The 22,378-nt window shown below is 45.3% G+C and carries 22 protein-coding genes; all 22 read left to right on the forward strand.

Annotated features, from left to right (window positions below):
* Positions 1–65: 65 nt before the first annotated feature.
* The 22 genes from gspG (at position 66) to ACO0KZ_RS19815 (ending at position 22,360) form a co-directional block, all read left to right on the forward strand.
* Positions 66–533, forward strand: a complete 468-nt coding sequence (gene gspG, locus ACO0KZ_RS19710; protein ID WP_422998398.1) for a type II secretion system major pseudopilin GspG — start codon at positions 66–68, stop codon at positions 531–533.
* A 26-nt stretch (positions 534–559) separates the two neighbouring features.
* Positions 560–1,033, forward strand: coding sequence for a type II secretion system minor pseudopilin GspH (gene gspH, locus ACO0KZ_RS19715; protein WP_422998400.1), 474 nt, complete (start codon positions 560–562; stop codon positions 1,031–1,033).
* A 6-nt stretch (positions 1,034–1,039) separates the two neighbouring features.
* Positions 1,040–1,438: a type II secretion system minor pseudopilin GspI gene (gene gspI / locus ACO0KZ_RS19720; RefSeq protein WP_422998402.1), complete on the forward strand. Its 399-nt coding sequence runs from the start codon at positions 1,040–1,042 to the stop codon at positions 1,436–1,438.
* Positions 1,428–2,087 carry a PulJ/GspJ family protein gene (locus ACO0KZ_RS19725; RefSeq protein WP_422998404.1) on the forward strand — a complete coding sequence of 220 codons (660 nt, stop codon included), beginning with the start codon at positions 1,428–1,430 and terminating at the stop codon, positions 2,085–2,087. Before gspI ends, ACO0KZ_RS19725 begins: the two co-directional genes overlap by 11 nt.
* Positions 2,084–3,163 carry a type II secretion system minor pseudopilin GspK gene (gene gspK / locus ACO0KZ_RS19730; RefSeq protein WP_422998406.1) on the forward strand — a complete coding sequence of 360 codons (1,080 nt, stop codon included), beginning with the start codon at positions 2,084–2,086 and terminating at the stop codon, positions 3,161–3,163. The genes ACO0KZ_RS19725 and gspK overlap by 4 nt, the downstream gene beginning before the upstream one ends.
* 100 nt (positions 3,164–3,263) lie before the next feature.
* Positions 3,264–4,547: a type II secretion system protein GspL gene (gene gspL, locus ACO0KZ_RS19735; RefSeq protein ID WP_422998408.1), complete on the forward strand. Its 1,284-nt coding sequence runs from the start codon at positions 3,264–3,266 to the stop codon at positions 4,545–4,547.
* Entirely contained in the window at positions 4,544–5,047 is a 504-nt protein-coding gene (gene gspM / locus ACO0KZ_RS19740) for a type II secretion system protein GspM (RefSeq protein ID WP_422998410.1), read from the forward strand. Before gspL ends, gspM begins: the two co-directional genes overlap by 4 nt.
* Before the next feature lies 1 nt (position 5,048).
* Positions 5,049–5,828: a type II secretion system protein N gene (locus ACO0KZ_RS19745; RefSeq protein WP_422998412.1), complete on the forward strand. Its 780-nt coding sequence runs from the start codon at positions 5,049–5,051 to the stop codon at positions 5,826–5,828.
* Between the two features lie 22 nt (positions 5,829–5,850).
* Positions 5,851–8,025: a type II secretion system secretin GspD gene (gene gspD, locus ACO0KZ_RS19750; RefSeq protein ID WP_422998414.1), complete on the forward strand. Its 2,175-nt coding sequence runs from the start codon at positions 5,851–5,853 to the stop codon at positions 8,023–8,025.
* A 5-nt stretch (positions 8,026–8,030) separates the two neighbouring features.
* On the forward strand, positions 8,031–9,461 hold the full coding sequence (gene gspE / locus ACO0KZ_RS19755; protein ID WP_422998416.1) for a type II secretion system ATPase GspE: 1,431 nt from the start codon (positions 8,031–8,033) through the stop codon (positions 9,459–9,461).
* A gap of 51 nt (positions 9,462–9,512) precedes the next feature.
* On the forward strand, positions 9,513–10,733 hold the full coding sequence (gene gspF, locus ACO0KZ_RS19760) for a type II secretion system inner membrane protein GspF (RefSeq protein WP_422998418.1): 1,221 nt from the start codon (positions 9,513–9,515) through the stop codon (positions 10,731–10,733).
* Between the two features lie 64 nt (positions 10,734–10,797).
* Positions 10,798–11,304, forward strand: a complete 507-nt coding sequence (locus ACO0KZ_RS19765) for a type II secretion system protein N (RefSeq protein WP_422998420.1) — start codon at positions 10,798–10,800, stop codon at positions 11,302–11,304.
* 28 nt (positions 11,305–11,332) lie between these two features.
* Positions 11,333–12,106: a uracil-DNA glycosylase gene (locus ACO0KZ_RS19770; protein ID WP_422998422.1), complete on the forward strand. Its 774-nt coding sequence runs from the start codon at positions 11,333–11,335 to the stop codon at positions 12,104–12,106.
* A gap of 308 nt (positions 12,107–12,414) precedes the next feature.
* Positions 12,415–13,671, forward strand: coding sequence for an HD-GYP domain-containing protein (locus ACO0KZ_RS19775; protein WP_422998424.1), 1,257 nt, complete (start codon positions 12,415–12,417; stop codon positions 13,669–13,671).
* A 150-nt stretch (positions 13,672–13,821) separates the two neighbouring features.
* Positions 13,822–14,559 (forward strand): 5'/3'-nucleotidase SurE, encoded by a 738-nt coding sequence (gene surE / locus ACO0KZ_RS19780; protein ID WP_422998426.1) that lies wholly within the window; start codon positions 13,822–13,824, stop codon positions 14,557–14,559.
* Positions 14,556–15,419 carry a protein-L-isoaspartate(D-aspartate) O-methyltransferase gene (locus tag ACO0KZ_RS19785; RefSeq protein ID WP_422998428.1) on the forward strand — a complete coding sequence of 288 codons (864 nt, stop codon included), beginning with the start codon at positions 14,556–14,558 and terminating at the stop codon, positions 15,417–15,419. Before surE ends, ACO0KZ_RS19785 begins: the two co-directional genes overlap by 4 nt.
* 89 nt (positions 15,420–15,508) lie before the next feature.
* Positions 15,509–16,447 carry a peptidoglycan DD-metalloendopeptidase family protein gene (locus tag ACO0KZ_RS19790; protein WP_422998430.1) on the forward strand — a complete coding sequence of 313 codons (939 nt, stop codon included), beginning with the start codon at positions 15,509–15,511 and terminating at the stop codon, positions 16,445–16,447.
* A 70-nt stretch (positions 16,448–16,517) separates the two neighbouring features.
* A complete protein-coding gene (gene rpoS, locus ACO0KZ_RS19795; RefSeq protein WP_422998432.1) occupies positions 16,518–17,588 on the forward strand; it encodes an RNA polymerase sigma factor RpoS in 1,071 nt (356 codons plus the stop codon).
* Positions 17,589–17,793: 205 nt separating this feature from the next.
* On the forward strand, positions 17,794–19,128 hold the full coding sequence (gene rlmD, locus ACO0KZ_RS19800) for a 23S rRNA (uracil(1939)-C(5))-methyltransferase RlmD (protein WP_422998434.1): 1,335 nt from the start codon (positions 17,794–17,796) through the stop codon (positions 19,126–19,128).
* Positions 19,129–19,339: 211 nt separating this feature from the next.
* On the forward strand, positions 19,340–20,710 hold the full coding sequence (ppnN, locus tag ACO0KZ_RS19805; protein ID WP_422998436.1) for a nucleotide 5'-monophosphate nucleosidase PpnN: 1,371 nt from the start codon (positions 19,340–19,342) through the stop codon (positions 20,708–20,710).
* 287 nt (positions 20,711–20,997) lie between these two features.
* Positions 20,998–21,954: a chemotaxis protein gene (locus tag ACO0KZ_RS19810; RefSeq protein WP_422998438.1), complete on the forward strand. Its 957-nt coding sequence runs from the start codon at positions 20,998–21,000 to the stop codon at positions 21,952–21,954.
* Positions 21,955–22,123: 169 nt separating this feature from the next.
* A complete protein-coding gene (locus ACO0KZ_RS19815; RefSeq protein WP_422998440.1) occupies positions 22,124–22,360 on the forward strand; it encodes a hypothetical protein in 237 nt (78 codons plus the stop codon).
* Positions 22,361–22,378: the final 18 nt, after the last annotated feature.

Genomic DNA, 22,378 nt, shown 5'->3' on the forward strand with positions numbered 1-22,378 from the left:
AATAGAAAAAGCAACGTGACAAAAGACGCGTTTGAATCAAGAGTCGACTTAAATTAGGAAGTGGTATGCGAACAAAGAATGTAGTGAAGAAATTGGTTAAAGGCTCAAATAAAGGCTCAAATAAAGGCTTTACCCTCATTGAGATCATGATCGTTTTGGTGATTATGGGTATCCTAGCCGGCTTGGTCGTTCCAAGATTAATGGGGCGTACTGACGATGCGCGAGTACTACAGGCCAAACAAGACATCGCTACTATGATAGGTGCATTGAAAATGTATAAGCTGGATAATCAGCGTTATCCAACGACGGAGCAAGGTTTGCAAGCATTGATTACGAAACCGACATCTGGTCCTGCTGCAAATGGTTATAAACCGGAAGGTTATATTTCTAAACTGCCGAAAGATCCATGGGGTAATCCCTATCAATTCATGTCACCTGGTTTGAAGTCGGATGTGGAAATTTTCTCTTATGGACAAGATGGTCAACCTGGCGGCGCAGGGTACGATGCTGATATCGGCTCGTGGGATCTTTAATATTCTCTGATTATTCAAGAAAGACGGTGTCCGTTTTGCGCGTGCGTCAAGGTGGATTTACGTTGCTTGAATTATTAGTGGTTTTGGTGATCATGGGCATCATGTTGGGCGCGGTTTCCTTAACCGCACTGCAAAGCACAAAACAGCGTTTGCAAACAGACGCTCAGAGAATTTCCCTCTTACTGCAGTTGGCTCGTGAAGAGGCAATAGTAAGAAATCGTCCAACTGCGTTCGAGGCCAGAGATAAAGGTTACCAATTTCTTGTGTTGAACGACAATAAGTGGGAGAAAATGGCAGATCTCGATACTTTGCGCAGTCGTGATTTTACTTTTCCTGAAACTAAACTAGAGATCGTGTCGAATGACGAACAATCAGCGCGCAATCTACGCATTGTTTTTGGACGCGAACCAGTTAGCCGACCGTTCTTAATGATTTTGCGCGTTGCTGAAGATCAGGTCACGATTAATGCTGATGGCGTTGGTCATTTTGTAGTCGAGTAAAAAACGATGATCGCTAAACGCGTTAGTATTTCTGTTTGTCGACACGAGTCTGGTTTTACCTTGCTCGAAGTATTGGTCGCATTGGTGATTGTTGGCACTGTGCTCGGGGCAAGCTTGCGTGCTGTTGGAAGCTTGGCGCAAAATAGCAGTGGCTTACGTGCAACCATGATGGCAAACTGGTCTGCTGAAAATCGTCTGGCGCAAATTCGATTGGGTAAAGAATGGCCACAAATCGGTGAGCGTAGTTTTCCTTGCTCGCAAGGGGAACTCAACTTGCTCTGCGAGGAGCATGTGCTGTCGACACCGAATCCCTCATTCCGGCGAGTCGAAGTTTTGGTATTTGATGCCAGTAATTTGCAAAGACGATTGGCCAAGTTAACCCAGGTGGTGCCGAATGCACCATAGACCTCAACATACCCGCCGAGGGTTTACCTTAATCGAACTATTGGTCGCAATCGCTATTTTGGCGATTATCGCAGTCATGGGTTGGAGTGGGCTCGATAGTATTATTCGTGCGCGAGTCACGTTAACTAGGGAACTAGAGCAAAGTCGTGGTGCCCAGATCAGTTTTGTGCAGTTGGAAAATGATTGTGCGCATTTGGTCAGCGAATCTCTTCTGCCTCGCAGAGAAAACTTGCGCGCTTTTGAACAGCAATTGATTTTGATACGCACGGTGTACGACGACAATCAACCGACTCGATTACAAGTAGTTGCTTATCGCATGCAAGACGGGATCTTTACGCGCCGCGAATCTATTGCAACCCGCGACCTGAAAATGCTTGATTCTTACTGGCAAAATGCCATCAATGGCAATGACAACATGCCAGTGGTTAAGTTGCAGACCGACATTACTGCGTTTCAGATGCGGACTTGGAACAATGATGAAAATAGCTGGCGTGTCGCAGGTAGTGACATCGCGGCGCCGCAGACTGTTGTTCCTGGCGCTGGAAAAGCAGGTAAAGAAGTGCCAAGAAAAACAGGTTTAGAAGTCACAATGCAATTGGCAGGGCAGGCAAATCCTTTGTTGAAGATATTCTTGTTGGGTGCAGCATGAAAAACACCCGCTCCCTGCGTCAACAATCTGGGGTTGCTGTGGTGACGGCTTTATTGCTAACAACATTGGCCATTACTATCGTTGCCAGTTTGTTTTGGCAGCAACAAGTACAAGTGCGTTCGATTGAAAATCAACGATATCAATTACAAAAAAAATGGGTATTGCGCGGCGCTCTAGACTGGGCTGCTTTGATTTTGCGGGAAGATGAGCGAACCAGCAAGGTTGATCATTTAGGGGAGCCTTGGGCGGTGAATTTGGGTGACACTCGGCTTGACCAATATGTTGAAAATGGTAAGTCAGATACTGAGGACAGTGAAGCATCTTTGTCCGGCCAAATTAGCGACGCTCAAGCGAAGTTTAACCTGACTAATTTGGCAAAAAATGGCATAGTTAATTTGCGAGAGCAAGCTGTCTTCGCCAAACTTTTGTCAAATTTACGCATGGATGCAGGCTTAGCACAACACGTTGCGGCTCAGATCGCACTCACGCAAGAGCGCTTACCTGTTGGGCCGCCAGTGCCAGGGGCTGACACTGGCAAATTAAGCAGTACAGGAAGCGCCGGCGGCGATAAAGCATCTCTGGGAGTAGAGTCAGCCAGCCAGCCAGGTGCAATAAATTCTGGTGGGGATTCAACTATTGGTCTATCGACAAGTTTGAATTCCGAAGTACAATTCTTAAGATTTAGTCAAATCGATGATCTCTTGGCGGTGCCCGGTTTTACGCCGCAAATGATTAGTCAGTTAAAGAATTTTGTCACCGTATTGCCAGTCGAGACGAAAATTAATGTGAATACGACCAGTGCGGAGGTATTATCTGCGCGCCTGGAGAATGTGAGTATGAGTGATGCTGCTTTAATGATCGCCGCGCGTGACCGTACCTATTTTTTAGATTTTGAACGGTTTAAGTTAAATTTTCCGGATAAAGTTCCAGAGAATGCACGCGAATTTCTCGACTTCAAAACAAAATATTTTGTTATTAATGGCAGAGTGAAATTGAATCGGTCATTATTGGAAGTAAATGCCTTGTTTGAGCGTGAAGGTTCGCGAGTGCAAGTCTTGTGGATAAAAGAGAATTAATATTAAACAGCTTTCATATGAAGTACAAAAATTGAGTCTGCGTTTTATATCAATAAAAAAGAACTAGAGAAACTCAATTTATCAAGGGATGTGGGACAACATGGCGAGTACGCTTTATTTACAATTGCCTGCGAGGGCGGCAATCAGTGCTGATGAAAAATGGGAGGAATTTATATTCCCTTATTGTTTGGCATCTGCAGACAAAAATATTTTGCAACAAGGGAAGCAAGGGCTAGCTTCTTTGCTTGGATTGGTGCAAGACGTGGCACAGCTTGTGCTCATGGTGTCCGCTAGTGACGTGACTGTATTAAAGGTTGCTGTGCCACCTATGCCTTTTGCTAAGTTGAAATTAGCGCTTCCCAATCTGTTAGAAGAACAGCTGTTGACTGATCCGGCTGAATTGTTATTCATCGCGGCACCGCCAGTGGAGGGTATGTGCGTCGTCGCCATCGTGTCACGTGCTTGGATGGAACAGCTTGCCAGGTTGGGTGAGCAATTTCCAGTTCGCAAAATTTCTGCTTATTCCACGATTACCGGTTTGCCACTGCATGCGGGTCAGACCTCAGTTTTAATTGAAGCTTTACACGCTTCCAATGAAAGTGTCGATATCAGTGTTTGTAGCGAAGACCAACAAGTTGCAGGGTTCTATCTTGATGCTCATCAAACTACCTCGAAACCTGATGCTTTAAGTCAGGCTGTGTGGAGTGCCGTGCAATTACTGGCACCGCAAGGTGACCTGAGTGTTTATGGTGAGCCTGCACTGATAGCTGAATTGCAGAAGACCAGCTTTCAACTGCAAGATAGAGTCTTACAGTTTTATCCCGCCGATTGGAAGATTAAGTTAGCCTCTATTTCATCGAAATCCTTGGATTTATTTTCAAGTTTGCAGCTAGAGAGTAAGAAAGCCTTTGATTGGTTGCGTTGGCGTTGGTCGCTTATCTTTTTGGGCTGTGCAGTAGCGGTAAGTGTCTTTGGTTTGAATTGGGAGTGGTGGACTCTGCAACGTGAATCGAATGCGATTCGCAGTTCTGTACTAGCGATTTATAAAACTAGTTTTCCAAACGAGACAGTGATACGTGATCCGCTTGCCCAAATGCAGCAAAAAATCAACGTGGCAAAAAAATTGACCGGGCAGTCGAGTAATGATGATTTTTTGGTATTGAGTGGACTGTTTGCACAGGTTTGGGATCAGACCGTCGGTATATTGCCGGTCGCTGGTGTAACAACGATCGAGTACAAAGATCGCAGTTTATACGTGATACCCAAAAATATCGCTGAGGTCCCCATTGAGCGATTACGTGCTGGTTTGAAAGAGCGAAATCTCACTTTAGATGTCAAAGAAGCTGTGTTGAAAATTACGGTAGATGCAGGTGGTGCGCGATGAAACAGATGGCTTTTTTAAATGAATTGCTTGATCACTGGAATAAACGTGAATTGCGCGAACGGCGTATTTTGTTGGTGGTGGCGTTGCTTATTATTGCGAGCATCGTATACCTGGTTGGTATTCAACCAGCGTTGAGCAATATAAAAAATTTGAGTGAATTTACGCCCAAGTTGAAACAACAAGCTGCGAGTATGAACATGATGGCAGAGCAATACGTGCAACTGTCTAAGTCAATGACAGAATCGGTACCTTTGGTAAGCCGTGAGTCGATTGAAGCAAGTTTGTCACGCAGAAATATCAAAACGCAGTCTCTGACGGTAGTCAATGATGCGGTACGCTTTCAAGTTAATGTCGTGGCTTATGCCAATCTGATGGAGTGGATTTTGGAAATGCAAAGAGCAACGCGCTTGACAGTTGATGATATCAAATTGACGGCACTCAACGAACCGGGACAGGTGAGCGTTGTGGTCAGTTTGCGCCAACAAAGAGTGAATAATTAAGATGTCGAGAAAAAAAGTTTTACTGTGGCTGAGCGTTGCTGTTATGAGTGTCGTTGCGACGGTGTTGTTTTCTTTGCCTGCGAGTTGGGTTGGACTGGCAATCGAAAAACAAACCGCTGGAAGAATCGTGTTGGGGGACGTGCAAGGAAGTTTTTGGCGTGGCTCGGCCTTTGTTGGCGTCGCGGCTGATAAAAATTCGGCCGTCACACCTTTATTCCCAGGTCGTTTTGCTTGGAAAATTTCTCCCATGATTTTGTTGGGGCAATTGTCGGTAGACGTGGAAAATTCGTCGGCATTGTCGGCGCCGGTGCAATTGACCGGAAATTTTACCCAGTGGCGAGTGAGTCCAGCGGGTTTGAATTTGCCTTCAGAGCGCTTGGAGGGCTTGGGCGCGCCTTTAAATACGATAGGCCCTACTGGCAAGATTTTACTGAGTTGGGGCAATCTGGATATGATGCAAATCGACGCAAAAATAATGCTAAATGGAAGAGTCCAACTAGAAATGAGCGAAATGGCTTCACGAGTATCTTCGATTAAGCCACTGGGTAGTTATAAAGTGACGATGCAATGGCGCGGTGATGTTGCTGATTTAGATTTGACGACTAGTAAAGGACCCATGATGCTAGAGGGAATTGGTAAGCTAAATCAAGGGAAGTTTCAGTTTTCTGGTAAAGCTTATGCTGAACCAGGGCAAGAAGAAAAAATGGCAAATCTATTGAATTTGCTGGGGAGACGTCGCCAAGAAGGTGACAAACAAATCATCGCTTTAGAATATAAGTGAGTCCAATAGTATGAAGAACAAAATGAAAACATCGACACAAGCTGACGTATTGACGGATAAGTTAATGAATAAATTAAGTGTAGTCTCTGCAATGCAAAAAAGATGGCAAAACATCGTCGTCAGTGGCGTGGCTTTGACCGCACTGAGTTTGAGCACTGTGTTGCCCTATACCGTTATGGCACAAGATGTCGCGCGTGACGCCGCCAGTTTGAATTTTGTAAATGCTGACATTGAATCCGTGATTAAGGCAGTTGGCCATTACACGGGTACCACTTTTGTGATTGATCCTCGCGTTAAAGGACAATTAACGTTGGTGGCGGAAAAGCCGCTGACCAAAGAACAGGCATTCAAACTCTTGACGTCCAATTTGCGTATGCAAGGGTTTGCGGTTGTGACTTCGGATGGTTTTTCTAAAGTTGTACCAGAGTCGGATGCCAAACTGCAGGGTGGCCCAACGCAGCCCAAGAGCGTGAAGGGTGATCAAATCATCACCCAAGTGTTTCGTATTAATTATGAACCCGCAAACAATATCGTAACGGTCTTGCGCCCTTTGATCTCACCAAATAATGTGATCAATGTCAGCCCAAGTAATAACACCATTGTGATCACTGATTACTCAGATAATATGCGTCGGATGGCCGAAGTGATCGCTTTGTTGGATGTGCCTGCCAATCCAGAATTGGAAATCATTCCCATCAAACATGCAATCGCCAGTGACATCGCGGCCTTAGTAACGCGCCTGACCGAGAACCAGGTTTCAGCAGATGCGGGGCGTACTATCATTCTTGCCGATTCACGCACCAACGCGGTGTTAATTAAGGCACCCTCGATCGCTCGCGGTAATTTGGTCAAATCAATAGTAGCTAGTTTGGATAAGCCTACAGAGTTACCCGGTAATGTGCATGTAGTGTATTTAAAAAATGCCGAGGCTGTGAAGTTGGCTCAAACATTGCGTTCTATTTTGAGTGGCGATACTTCATTGCCTAGCAATTCGGGTAGCAGTAGTAGTTTGTCTAATACAGGGATGAGTCCTAACAATAGCGCTGCTCAGCCTTTAGGTGGTTCGTCGTCTACCGGAAGTGGTTTAAGCTTGCCTGTCAGTTCTTCTAGCAGCTCGCAAGGTTCTTCTGGTGGTAGCGGTGGATTTATTCAGGCCGATGCAGCGACAAACACCTTAATCATTACGGCGAGCGAACCTGTGTATCGCAATCTGCGTGGGGTGATTGACCAGCTTGATGCACGTCGCGCGCAAGTTTATATCGAGTCCCTGATCGTTGAAGTTACAGCGGATCGAGGCAATGAGTTTGGTGTGCAGTGGATGGCTGCAACGGGTGATAAAAATAGTGACTACCGGTTAGGCGCTGCAACCTCATTCGATGCTACGGGAAAAAATAATCTGTTGAACTTGGCCGCAGGTAATGTCAGTAAAGTTGGGTCTGTATTACCAGGTGCTGGTATGACCGTTGGATTGTTTCGTCAAATTAATGGACAGTTAGGTTTAGGTGCTTTGGCGCATGCCCTGGCAACCGATGGTAGCTCAAATATTTTGTCGATACCTAATTTAGTCACACTCGATAATGAAGAGGCGAAAATTGTAGTTGGTCAAAACGTTCCGTTTATTACTGGTCAATTTACTTCGCCAACTTCAGGTACCGCTGGCGCCAATCCTTTTCAGACGATTGATCGCAAAGAGGTTGGTATTAAACTGACAGTGAAGCCTCAGATTTCTGAGGGGGGGACCGTGAAGCTGGCAATCGTTCAGGAAGTTTCTAATGTTGATAGCACATCAAATCCAGCAGGTATCATCACTAATGTACGTTCTCTGTCGACCAACGTCTTAGCTGAGGATGGGCAAATTATTGCACTTGGTGGCCTGATTGGCGATGATACGAAAGAGGGTGTTGAGAAAGTCAGTTTCTTGGGAGATATTCCCATTATCGGCAACCTGTTTAAGTATAAAAAACAGGAACGAAAAAAGACTAATTTGATGGTGTTTTTACGTCCTACAGTCATCCGTAACGCTGAACAAAGTAATAGCGTCTCCTTAGATCGCTATGACTATTTACGTACGCAATATTTGCGGGGTATCGAAAGTGAAAATAACTCGTCTTTGCTAAAAATGGAAAAAGGTAAGTTGCTAGTGCCAAACGGCCCTGGTGTATTGTCACCTACAAAACCAGAATCAGAAGGCAAGTAAATCGTATGTCAGAAAATCGATTATTGCCATTTGCCTTCGCCCGAGATTTTTCGATTTTGGCGAATCGCCGAGATGACTTGGAAGGTTCACCTGTCGAGTTAAAAGTATCGACGCAATCTAAGCAAAGTGCGGTGTTGGAAGCAGGGCGTCGTTTTGGACGGGTGCAATTGCAGGTTATGCCGCATGCCGACTTACTGCTAGAAATTGCGCGAGCTTATGCGGGTTCCGGAGGTGATGCTGCCGATGTTGTCGGCGAGGTTGAGTCTGATATGGATTTGGCCAAGCTGATGCAAGATATGCCGGCAATCGAAGACTTGTTGGAGTCTGCCGATGATGCACCAGTCATTCGTATGATCAACGCCTTGCTGACTCAGGCTTTGCGCGAAGGTGCTTCAGATATCCATATTGAGCCATTTGAGCAAATTTCAGTTGTGCGCTTCCGTGTCGATGGTGCTTTACGCGACGTGATCCGACCTAAGAAAGCGATTCATGCCTCTTTGGTGTCGCGTATCAAAATTATGGCGCAGTTGGATATCGCTGAAAAACGTTTACCGCAAGACGGTCGTATTACCTTACGTATCGGTGGTAAACCAGTTGATGTGCGTGTTTCAACCCTGCCAACCGGACATGGCGAACGTGCTGTATTGCGTTTGCTGGACAAAGAAGCAGGAAAGTTGGATTTGACGCATCTTGGTATGAGTGCAGAAGTGCTCACGCAGTTTGATCATTTGATTGCGCAGCCGCATGGCATCGTTCTGGTGACGGGGCCAACAGGCTCTGGTAAAACCACCACTCTTTACGCCGCGCTGTCACGTGTGAATGCTGGTACTACGAATATCCTTACCGTCGAAGATCCTATCGAATATGAATTGGCAGGCGTAGGACAAACGCAAGTAAATACCAAGATTGATATGAGCTTTGCGAAAGCCTTGCGGGCGATTTTGCGGCAAGATCCCGACGTCATTATGATCGGTGAGATCCGAGATTTGGAAACGGCACAAATAGCTGTGCAAGCTTCGTTGACTGGTCATTTAGTACTGGCGACTTTGCATACGAATGATGCTGCCGCTGCGGTAACTCGTTTGTTAGATATGGGTATAGAACCATTCCTCTTATCTTCTTCCTTATTAGGCGTGGTAGCGCAACGTCTGGTGCGCAAGTTGTGTACGCATTGCAAAGTGCAAGACGCGGGCGTGTGGAAGTCGGTTGGTTGCGAGCATTGCGGTCATACTGGTTATCAAGGACGGGTTGGTGTGTACGAGTTGCTGCTAACAACGGAAGCAATTTCAGCGCAAATTCATCATCAAGCTTCTGAGGCAGAGATCCGTCTGGCGGCACAAGGCGATGGCATGAAAACTATGCGTGAAGATGGGCAACGCTGGTTGGACGCCGGCGTAACCACACGCGAAGAGCTATTACGAGTCACAAAAGAATAGCGCGAACTTTGATCAGAACCTACGAAAATAGACAAGAGAGAGTATAGCAAGGTGCCAGCATTTCGTTATGAAGCCATAGATCAACTAGGCGGGAACAAAAAAGGTGTGCTCACCGCAGATAGTGCTCGTGCTGCGCGTTCTGATTTGCGTAATCAACACCTGGTTCCGGTGTCCGTAGAACTCATCACGACCCAGGCGGGTAGTGATGCCAAAAAATCTCGTGCTTTTTTTGGCGAACATTTGTCTAACGTGGAGTTAGCTTTATTTACGCGCCAATTAGCGAGCTTATTGGAAGCAGGTTTGCCATTAGAACAGGCATTTTCTGCTTTGCTGGAACAAGCCGAACGTGTGTACATACGTGATCTGATCGCATCCGTTCGGTCTGAAATTTTGGCGGGCTCTTCTTTATCGGATGCCTTAAAGCAGCATCAACATGATTTCGCCGATATCTATTGCGCGCTGGTCGCTTCGGGCGAGCAAATCGGACAATTATCGCGCGTATTGTCGCGTTTGGCTGACTATATTGAGCGTCGCAATGCCTTAACGCAAAAAGTGAAACTGGCATTTACTTATCCCGCAATCGTGACGGTCGTTGCATTTGCTATTGTGATTTTCTTGCTGACCTACGTGGTACCGCAAATTGTTTCGGTATTTGCGAATACCAAGCAAAAGTTACCTATCCTGACGGTGATTATGTTGGCGATTTCGGACTTTGTACGTGTCTATGGTTGGATCGTCGCCGTAGTCATAGTCGGTCTTGTGTTTGTCTGTCGCAAAGCGCTACGGAATCCACAAATCAAGATGCGTTGGCATACTTGGTTGCTTAACGCGCCTATGTATGGGAAGTTCGAACGCAGTTTGAATACCGCTCGGTTTTCCAGTACTTTGTCGATCACAACGGGGTCAGGTGTGCCAATTTTAAAGGCCTTGCAGACGAGTCGTGAAACCTTATCCAATGTCGCGATGCGGGCACAGGTTGAAGAAGCGACCAATAGCGTGCGCGAAGGGGTGAGTCTGGCGCGGGCTTTGTCTGTTAATAAGCATTTTCCACCGATGTTGATTCATATGATACGCGCCGGTGAGGTGACTGGCGAATTGCCCGCTATGTTGGAGCGCGCTTCGTCTGCACAAGAGCAGGATTTAGAACGTCGTGCTTTAACGATTGCGGGCATGCTGGAGCCTCTATTGATTCTGGCAATGGGGGTAGTTGTATTGTTGATCGTATTGGCTGTCTTGATGCCGATTATTGAGATTAACCAATTGGTTCGATGATCAATAGATATTGAGTCGGAATTGAACTAGATAAATTAAAAAAAGAATGAGAAGTGAGTGAAATATGAAGCGTCTTCCTATGTTGGCTACTGTGGCATCGTTTGCATTGCTGTGCGCTGTGTTGAGCTATTGGGGTTTGCAAATTTTTAAACCTAAGATTCGTCCTATTGCTGCACCGGTAATGACCGCCAGCTATGAGCCAGCGGTAGGACAATGGGGGAGTTTGTTTGGACAGTCTGCAATAGCTGAGGCAGCACCAAGTAACTATCAATTGAAAGGTGTGATTGTCGCTGCTCATGCTAAAGACAGCGCCGCCATTATTGCGATTGATGGTAAGCCAACGATGACGATCGGTGTGGGTAAAGCGCTGTCGAATGGTGTCACTTTATCAGAAGTGCATCGCGATCACATTATGGTATCCGAAGCTGGCATCGGCCGTCGTATCGATTTACCACCTGTGCCTACGCATGCAGGTGTAACGTCAGTAGTGCCTGTCAATGCAGTTAGTCCTGTTGCTCCACCTGCTGTACCAGTTGCTCCGCCATTACCTGTGCCGACCCAACGGCCTTGAAGTAAGCGCAAAAACTAAAGCTTCATCGATGAGTTTACCTTCTTTTTTTGAGCAGGCGCTTGGATTTGCGCATCCCAGTTGGCAAGCAACTTTGCGTCACGCATTGCTATTGATGCAAACCAAGTCACCTAAGTACTTAGCCGATTTAGCGCAAGATGATTTTTTGCCCGATGGGCAAAGGATTTTTGCAGCCTTCTCTGTGCCACTTGATCAAATCCGTTACGTCTTGGTGGGGGAGGGGCCATATCCACGTGCATTAAGTGCCAACGGTTATTGCTTTATGGACGGCGCAGTAGACAGTTTATGGTCGATAGAGGTTAAAGGTGGCTTGAGTAAAACGGTTAATCGTGCCACCTCGCTACGAAATTTCATGAAGATGTTAATACTCGCTGAAGGGTTATTGTCTATTGAAAACCTCAATGCAGAGTCCTTGAGCCGAGTATCCAACTTCGCTCGAACCGATGGCTCTGGCATGATACAAACCATGAGTGATTTACATCGTAATTTTTTGTCCCATGGCTTCTTAATGTTGAATGCCTCTTTGGTATTTAGGGCGCATGTTTCACCTGCGATAGACGCAAAAGCTTGGGACGTATTTATGGAAACCATCTTTTCGGCTTTAACACAGATGCCGCAAAAACCAGCACTTATTTTGTGGGGGAAAATTGCGGACCGTCTCAGCCATATGCATTGTATTAATCAGTTCGAAATTATTAAGGCTGAGCATCCCTATAATTTAAGTTTTATTACAAATGCAAGGATGCAGACGTTATTTCGAGAATTTAAGTTGTTACGCAAATAGTGATTCTTATACCAAGCTGTTGTTGTTCGTCTACAGCGCTGCCGTATTGCTTCGTCTCGTTAGTGAGCTATATCAGCAAAAAGTAAAATCTTCGTAAAAATTAATCGCAAGCGACTTATGTTTTTCGGCGGATTCAGATTGCTCATGTAAAATAACTTCAAAACGCCTAGAATTGATTTTGGGAAATATATTAGTATACGGGCTAGGACTTACTTAATCGTTTTAGGCAAACAACTTGTCTCAAGCTGCATTGGGTTACATTAAAGTATCTGTAAGCGTAATCAACGCATTGAAGGATAGTTGCTGGTATGTTAAAGAAAATTCAATTTGAGCAAATCCGTCAAGGGATGTATGTCAAAGAGCTTTGCGCGTCTTGGATGTCGTCGCCATTTTGGCAAAAATCGTTCTTGGTTGAGGATGCCGCGACGATTGAAAAAATCCAAAAAGCGGGAATTCGTGAAGCTTGGATTGATACTGCCAAGGGGGTTGATGTTCTTGAACCTGAGATTCAAGCTGCGCCTGAGCCTATAGCGCCTATTAAAGAAGTAGTAGTCGAAACACCAAAGCAAGTGGTAGCTCCCGTTCCATATAGTCAGGTAGTACAAGTATCGATGGACGCGGAGCTTGGACGCGCCGCAAAAATCGTTGGGACTTCAAAGACGGCGGTATTCTCGATGTTCAGCGAAGCACGTATGGGGAATGCCATTGAAGCAGAACATGCTATGCCGTTGGTAGAGGAAATTGCCAGTTCGGTTATGCGGAATCCCGGTGCCTTGATAGGATTAGCTCGCTTAAAGACGGCAGATGATTATACCTATATGCATTCGGTTGCTGTATGTGCGTTGATGATCGCACTGTCGCGCCAATTAGGTTTGAGTGACGAAGAAGTCCGTGAGGCGGGGTTAGCAGGACTTTTACATGATATCGGTAAGATGGCCGTACCACCAGAAATTTTGAATAAACCGGGACGTTTGACAGAGGAAGAATTTACTTCAGTGAAAGAACATCCGGGTGCTGGCTATGAAATGCTATTGGAGGCGAAAGGTGTCGGAAAAATTGCTCTCGATGTTTGCCTTCATCATCATGAAAAAGTGGATGGCAGTGGCTATCCTAAAGGCTTGAATGGTGAGCAGATCAGCTTGTATGCAAAAATGGGCGCGGTGTGTGACGTTTATGATGCGATTACATCGAACCGCCCATACAAAGCAGGATGGTGTCCAGCAGAATCTTTGAAAAAAATGGCTGAGTGGAGTAAAGGACATTTCGATGACAGAGTGTTTCAAGCATTCATCCGAAGTATAGGCATATACCCTGTTGGAACACTGGTGAAATTGCATTCCGGTCGACTAGGTGTTGTGGTTGAACAGCAGGTCGGCAAGTCTTTATTGCTGCCGAAAGTTAGAGCATTTTTTTCGACAAAGTCGATGGCATACATTCCGCCAGTATTGCTCGATCTCAGTGGTCCTGGGATACAAGATAAGATCGTCTCACGTGAAGACGCATCGACGTGGGATCTCAAAGATATTAATCGCTACTGGTTAGGCGATGCGGTCGATAGCGTTTGACATTTCATGTATATCGATTCGTCTCGATTTGGGCACAGTATGTACCTTGTTTTCAATCTTTATTATCGCTAATTCCGTTGCAAAACCAACGCCTTTAAATAAATTGAGTAGGGCATGATTTTCCTTGAAGTCATCGGGTAAAATGACTCTATGAAAATTTTGATCAGCAACGATGATGGATACTTGGCACCAGGAATAATTGCCCTGGCACGTGCCTTAGCGGATATCGCCGACATCACTGTCGTAGCGCCAGATAGCAATCGCTCCGGCGCCTCCAATGCCCTCACATTAGATAGACCATTGTCCGTGCACCGAGCGGAAAATGGTTTTTATTTTGTGAACGGCACACCTTCTGATTGTGTGCATGTGGCTTTAACCGCTTTGATGCCAGAAAAACCTGATTTGGTGGTGTCGGGTATCAATAACGGACAAAACATGGGTGATGATACTTTGTATTCAGGCACCGTTGCTGCCGCTACTGAAGCCTATCTGTTTGGAATTCCTGCGATTGCATTTTCTCAGGTTGAGAAAGGGTGGCTTCACCTAGAAGATGCGGCACGTATTGCAAGAGAAATTGTACAGCATGACTTTGGGTCGCTGCCGCGTCCTTTTCTTTTAAATGTGAATATCCCTAACTTAGCCTATGCGGAGGTTCGTGGGGTATCTAGTGCCCGTCTGGGCAAACGCCATATGTCCGAGCCAGTAATTAAAGCTCAAGATCCTAGCGGTCGCGACATCTATTGGATAGGGCCAGCGGGTGCTGCAAAAGATGCTAGTGAAGGGACAGATTTTGCAGTAACAGCCCAAGGGTATGCATCAGTGACGCCGTTACAAATTGATATTACTAACACGAAGCTAATGCAAGCTCTCGCCTCGGATCTGGCATGACCACAAAAGAAAAACGGTTTCCTTTAAGTTTGGCATCGGTAGTTGAGCAACGCATCAACTCCACCAACAAATCAGCGACGGTGATGGCGCAGACGGCGGTAAAAAATGCGGCCAACCATGCACCACTGAGATCTACCGCGTTTTTTCCATCAAAAGTATCTTCAACTTTTCCCATTTCGCGAGATAATGGCAAGCAAATTTTAAGTGCCCCACCCAGAACTGAGGTCATGGTCTCAGAAAAGATCCGCCAAGCCATGGTGGCGCGGGTTGCGCAGCAAGGCGTTAACGATAAAACTGTACTTGAGGCGCTGGAAGCTATTCCGCGGCATATGTTTATTGAACCTGGTCTATCCAGTCAGGCCTATATTGATGCATCTTTGCCTATCGGTCATCACCAGACTATTTCTCAACCCTATATCGTTGCTCGCATGACTGAGATTATGCGAAACGGAAAGAATCTGCAGAAAGTTTTAGAAATCGGCACAGGCTGCGGTTACCAAGCAGCAGTTTTGTCTTTGGTAGCGAAAGATGTATTTTCAATAGAGCGTATCAAAGCTTTGCACGAACTTGCAAAGACTAACTTGCGTCCCTTGAGAATTCCCAATATCCGGCTGCATTATGGAGATGGCATGCTAGGTTTGCCACAAGTTGCGCCATTTGACGGTATTATATTGGCTGCTGCAGGCATGGAAGTGCCACACGCGCTATTGCTGCAGTTGGCTGTCGGCGGCCGATTGATCGCACCAGTAGGTGGGCGCCATCAGGCACTACAATTGATCGAACGTGTGGGACAAAATGAATGGAATAGCGCGATGTTGGAGCAATGTCACTTCGTGCCTTTACATCAGGGAATAGTTTGAAAAGCCGACTCTGGATTTTGCTATCATCCACTCGTAGTTGATTAAGTTCTGATCTTTCCGCTTTAATTTAATTTGAATAAGAAACGTTTATGAAGCAAAGTTGTCTATTAAGAAAATACGGAATACTTGTGCTACTGGCTTTGGCCACAGCATGTACTTCGGTACCGAATAATGCGCCAGTGATTGAACGTAGCACCGATGTACCAGTGCCAACAGTTAAGCCAGTTGTAGTTGCACCTATTGTGAAAGAGCCAGAGGTTCGACCAAGCTACATAGTAAAGCGTGGCGATACTTTGCTGCGTATCGCTTTTGATCATGGTCAAAGCTATAGTGATTTGGTCGCTTGGAACAACTTGCGCAACCCAAATGATATCAAAGTAGATCAAGTTTTATGGATAGGGCCGCCCGAAGGTAGCTCAGTAGCTAAAGCAACACCTATTTCCAGCACATCAGGGGTGGAGATCCGTAGCCTGACACCAGTCAATCCTTCAACGAACAAAAGCGTGCCTAGAGGCGATAAGCGTCAATACTCCGAGAGCAATCTGGCGGAATTGCAAAAGTTGGCAGACAGCAGCCCGACGACCGCGCCGGTAGTGCAAAAAAATGAATCGGCGCCTGTTAAGTCTGTTGAAAAACCAATTGTGGTGGCGCCTAGCGCTGAAGTTATTGATTGGATCTGGCCAGCCGATGCAAAATTAACCGCGACGTTTGACGACCAAAAAAATAAAGGCGTTGACTTGAGCGGCAAACTTGGTCAGGACGTGGTCGCCGTCGCCGCTGGGAAAGTGATCTATGAAGGCGGGGCAATGCGTGGTTATGGCAATATGCTGATTATTAAACATGCGAATAATTATTTGTCTGCTTATGCTCATAATAAAGTTAATTTGGTTAAGGAAGGCCAGTCTGTAAACAAGGGGCAAAAAATCGCCGAAATGGGGAATTCAGATAGCGATGTGGTTAAATTGCATTTCGAAATTCGTCAAGCAGGTAAGCCGATTGACCCTATGAAATTATTGCCAGCTCGCTAGTTGATTATTTTGTCATCTGTTATACGTAAAATTTTTAGGCAGGCTTAAAGTTAAAATTCAAAGCTAAATTATGACCAAGAATTCAAAGCAAACGCACTCTAAGCAAGCAAATACTGATGATGGCGCAATCGCCTTAGCGAATGATCCCAATGATGTGTTTCTTAATGAAGTTGAAGAGTCAGACGAGAGTCGTGAGTTTGTTGATGAAAGTGACCATGATGCTGAGGATGGAGAAAAAAAGGATGAGTTACCGTCAGCCGCCATTGCGCCTATTGATGAAATTAAGAATATCCTTGCCGCAGAATTATCGACAGATACGACACAACATTATTTGAATCAAATAGGCACGCGCCCTTTGTTTTGCGCTGCTGAAGAATTACATTTTGCCACCTTAGCGAAACAGGGCGATTTCGAGGCTCGACAAAAAATGATTGAGCACAATTTACGTCTCGTCGTTTCTATCGCCAAGCACTATATCAATCGTGGCGTTGCCTTGTTGGATATGATAGAAGAAGGTAATTTGGGCTTGATGCACGCGATCGATAAGTTCGAGCCAGAACGGGGTTTTCGCTTTTCTACTTACGCAACTTGGTGGATACGTCAGAGTATAGAGCGGGCGATTATGAATCAGGCGCGTACCATACGTTTGCCTGTTCACGTGGTCCGAGAGCTGAATCAAATTTTGAGGGCAAAGTATCATCTCGAATCGCAGCAACGAGATGGAAAAGACGCGACAATAGACGATATTGCGCATCTGGTTAGTCGACCTATAGATGAGGTGCAAGATATTTTGGCATTATCTGAACATGCGATGTCTTTGGACACGCCATTAGATGGTGATCCTCAGAGTAGTTTGTTGGATATGTTGCCGGGTGATACTGATCATGCGCCAGATACCCAAGCAGAGCATCACGAAGTGACGGTTCTGGTCAGAGACTGGCTGTCAAAATTGCCAGATAAGCAGCGGATTGTGATCATGCGTCGTTTCGGTTTGGATAACGATGATCCAGTCACGCTTGAAACTTTGGCAGATGAAATGGGGATAACACGTGAACGTGTACGTCAAATTCAGCAGGAGGCTTTAATTAAATTGAAACGTAGCTTCGCGTCGCGTGGTGTTGAGCGTGATGCTTTGTTGTAATAGCGTTTTTTTTAACTAATTTTGAATTTCCCAATGTCTAGATTGTAATTGCCCGTTACTCATATCAATAATCGTCAGCAGGTATCGATGGCGATCAATAGTCGACGTGCTTTGGTAGAACTTGAGCGTGTGTTGACGGTATAATGCGAGATTCTCTTGAATCTAATTTCCTAAGGCGGAGCTTTCGTCTCTCGCCTCATCTAACATGAATACTCTGAATATCCGTTCCTTAGACATGGACGCGCGCGGTGTTGGTCATCTTGAAAATGAAGATGGCTCGCCTGGTAAAGTTGTGTTTGTTGAAGGCGCTTTGCCGGGCGAAGTCGTTGGCTTTAATACTTACCGTAAAAAGCCGAGTTGGGAAGCTGCGACTATGGGTGCCTTGGTTAAAGAATCGTCACAACGCGTGACGCCTAAGTGTCCACACTTCGGTGTCTGTGGCGGTTGTTCTATGCAGCACCTGGACGCGAATGCGCAAGTTGCAATGAAGCAGCGTCTGTTAGAAGACAATTTGGTTCACATCGGAAAAGTTAAATCTGAAATGGTAATGCGGCCTATCTATGGCCCAACTTGGGGTTACCGCTATCGCGCTCGTTTATCTGTACGCAATGTGCATAAAAAAGGCATCGTTTTGGTCGGTTTCCACGAAAGAAAATCGCGATATGTCGCGAATATGGAAACCTGCGAAATTTTGCCACCACATATATCCAAAATGTTGATGCCATTGCGGGACTTGATCACGTCATTGACTATTATCGAAGCCTTGCCGCAAATCGAATTGGCTATCGGTGAAAATGTGACTGCGATGGTTTTGCGTATCATGCAACCGCTTGGACCTGGCGACGACGTGAAATTGAAGGCTTTTGCCGATCAGCATAATGTGCAATGGTGGTTGCAGACTGCTGGCCCGGATAGCGCAACACCGTATTATCCCGAATCGTCAGACTTACACTATTTATTGCCTGAATTTGGCGTGAAAATGCCGTTTAAACCGACAGACTTTACTCAAGTCAACCATCATATAAACCGGGTCTTGGTCGCGCGTGCTTTAGGTCTTTTAGATGTGCAAAAAGATGAACGTATTTTGGATTTGTTTTGTGGCTTGGGTAATTTTACTTTGCCCATCGCTACTTTGGCGCGTGAAGTTGTCGGCATCGAAGGTAGTGCTGCGCTTACTGAGCGTGCTTTAGACAATGCACGTGCCAATGGTCTGGACGCAAAAACTTCGTTTGCGACACGTAATCTATTTGAGGCAAAAGCAGAAGATTTCGTGGCTCTAGGTAAGTTCGATCGTTTCTTGATTGACCCTCCGCGTGATGGTGCAATGGCGGTTTGTCAGGCTTTGATCGATCTTGGGAATATTGCGCCAGAATTGCGGCCTAAACGTATCGTTTATGTTTCCTGCAGTCCATCGACTTTGGCGCGCGATGCAGGCATGCTGGTCAATGAAGCGGGCTATACGATGACTAAGACAGGTGTGGTCAATATGTTCCCCCATACGTCTCACGTTGAATCTATGGCTGTCTTTGATTTGCGCTAATTCGTATTTGTGCCTTACAAAGAAAAACCGACCATGTGTCGGTTTTTTTGTTTTCTGGGGTGTTTGCACTATGTTGTTTGATTGCACACTCTAATACGAGACAATTTTGAAATTGCCATCTTGAAATATTTCTATCCAGAGGGGATACTGATCAATCGTAAGAAGAGAAAAGAAATGTAGATAAACAAAGAAAACAATAAGGAGTAAGTATATGCAGTATGCAGTAATGGATACCCAAATTGCGCCAGAAGGGCACTTAGAAGTTTTGTCAAAAGCAGAGGTCGCCCGATTGCGCGACACCAGTCACGGTAGTTTGTATCAGTTGTTTCGTAGTTGTGCTTTAGCGGTACTCAATTGCGGTAGTGGATTGGACGACGGTAAGGAGTTATTGGAGCGTTATAAAGCGTTTGAGATCAGTATTGTGCAGCGTGAGCGTGGTATTAAGCTGGATGTAAAAAATGCCCCAGCTAGCGCCTTTGTTGATGGAGTAATGATTAAAGGTATACAAGAGCATTTGTTCGCAGTCTTGCGTGACATTCTGTTTATCCACGGTGAGATTATTAAGAATGAGCACATCAATATTGAGTCGACTGAAGGCATCACCGATGCAGTTTTCCATATTTTGCGCAATGCTAATTTATTGCAGCCGCAAATAAGCCCTAATTTAGTCGTGTGTTGGGGAGGGCATTCTATTTCTGGCGCTGAATATGATTACACTAAATTAGTGGGTTATCACCTCGGCTTGCGTGCTATGGATATTTGTACAGGTTGTGGTCCTGGCGCAATGAAAGGTCCGATGAAGGGAGCCACGATAGGCCACGCTAAGCAGCGTATCGATAACGGTCGCTATATTGGTATTTCTGAACCTGGCATTATCGCAGCCGAAGCGCCAAATCCAATTGTGAACGATTTGGTGATTTTGCCAGATATTGAAAAACGCCTGGAAGCATTTGTGCGTATGTCTCACGGTATTGTGGTATTTCCTGGCGGCGCAGGAACGGCAGAAGAAATCTTGTATTTGCTTGGTATTTTGCTGCATCCTGATAATGCGCAGTTGCCATTCCCTGTGGTCTTCACCGGTCCCGCTGTCGCATCTGATTATTTTAAGCAAATCGACCAATTTATCGGTTTGACTTTGGGAGCGGAAGCACAAAGTAAGTACAAGATCATCATTGATGACCCGGTAGCAGTTGCTCGTGAAATGCAAGACGGAATAAAAAGCGTTCGTGCATTTAGAAAAGCGCGTGGTGATGCCTACTACTTCAATTGGTTGTTAAAAATTGATGCTGAGTTTCAACATCCATTTGAGCCGACTCACGCTAATATGAAGGGCTTGGAGCTGCATAAGCAACAAGCGTCGCACTTATTGGCTGCCAATTTACGTCGTGCTTTTTCCGGTGTGGTCGCTGGTAATGTGAAAGACCAAGGCATACGTGCAATTGAAAAGTATGGGCATTTTGAGATTAGTGGTGATCCGGAGATTATGCATGCAATGGACATTTTGTTGACATCGTTCGTAGAGCAAAGCCGTATGAAACTGCCGGGCACCGTATACACACCATGCTATAAAGTAATCAAGTAAGTATCTGCTAGGCATCTAGATTAGTAATTGATGTGCTGGCAGAATACGGGCGCAAGAGGATTTTTTCTTTTGTTCTTGTTGCTTGTCGGCGCATTTTTGCTACTGCATTGAAAAAAACAAATATTTCAGATGGGAAATTAGTGTTTACTCAGAAAAAAGTAGCATAATAAGAAAAGACTTTGGTTTTAGAGTGTGGTTTTCTTAATTTTTAACAGTAAATACGCGTTGGTGATGGAGTGGTGAGTTCTTACTGCTCCTGACAATTCACTCACAATGAGGATATAAATATGAGCACTGTACAACATGAAGTTGATGAACGTACCAACTTGATCAGTTCAAATAAGTTCGAACTATTGTTGTTCAGATTAGGTACAGATGCAGTCAATGAACGCTCTGAGTTATTTGGAATTAATGTATTTAAGGTACGTGAAATTGTTGCAATGCCAGAAATAACTTCAGTGGCAGGGGCTTTGCCTCATAATTTAGGCGTGGTTAATCTACGTGGACAGATTATCCCTGTAATTGATCTGCCCTCCGTGGTAGGGCGCAAACCATCAACAGGCTTGAATATCATGCTAGTTACAGAATTTGCTCGTTCTACGCAAGGATTTGCTGTCGAATCTGTAGAGGAAATTGTACGCTTGGACTGGCGCCATGTTTTGTCTGCAGAATCGAGTGCTGCTGGCGGCTTAGTGACGAGTATCGCACGACTTGATGGCGACTCAGAAGAGACACGATTGGCTCAAGTATTGGATGTGGAACAAATCCTGCGCCAGATTGCCCCTAAAGATACGAAAGATGTTGATTCCGATACCATAGGTGCGAAATTAAAAATTAAACCCGGTGCAGTCATCTTGGCGGCAGATGATTCTGCGGTCGCACGCGGATTGATCGGTCAAGCTTTAGAAGCTATTGGTGCACCGTTTATTATGTGCAAAACAGGTAAAGAAGCTTGGGAAAAATTACAAGCTATGCATTCAGCAGCGACGGCTGAAGGCAAGACCATACGTGATAAAGTCGGCCTGGTGTTAACCGATCTGGAAATGCCAGAAATGGATGGATTTACTTTGACGCGCAATATCAAACAAGATGATCGCTTCAAAATGGTCCCGGTAATTATTCATTCGTCCTTGTCTGGTACCACAAATGAAGATCACGTACGCAGTGTTGGTGCTGATGCTTATGTTGCTAAGTTTGTCGCAGAAGAATTAGCTGCAACAATACGAGAAGTGATTACACATTAAGCTCAGATTCTGCTTAGTTAATTGTTCATTGGAATAGCAAAACGTAATTTATGAAAGCTGGTTTCCACTGTAGTGGTACCAGCTTTTTTATTGGTGATGGGGAAGCAGTGTAAGATGTCGTCCGTTCAAACGAATTCGCGATGTTTTAGGTAACTGATAAGAGGAAAATATGGAAAAGTTTATGACTTATGAAGAATATTTAGATGAAGTTACCACTTTGTTGACTGAGATGTATAAGATCAACGACGAAGCGGCTATCAAATACGTGATGCGTGCTCAGGCGGCAGATTATTTTAGTCCGCATGACGACCACGAAGAAATGCGTACTCAAGAACGTGCTATGCAGGATGCTAAGATCGTGTACGAAACACGTAATAAGTCACGTCCTGAAATTTTTCGTAAATAAAGTTTAATTGCGGCAAAT

Origin of the sequence: Undibacterium sp. Di24W (assembly GCF_049340325.1) — a bacterium.
In the GTDB taxonomy this organism is placed as follows: Bacteria; Pseudomonadota; Gammaproteobacteria; order Burkholderiales; family Burkholderiaceae_D; genus Undibacterium.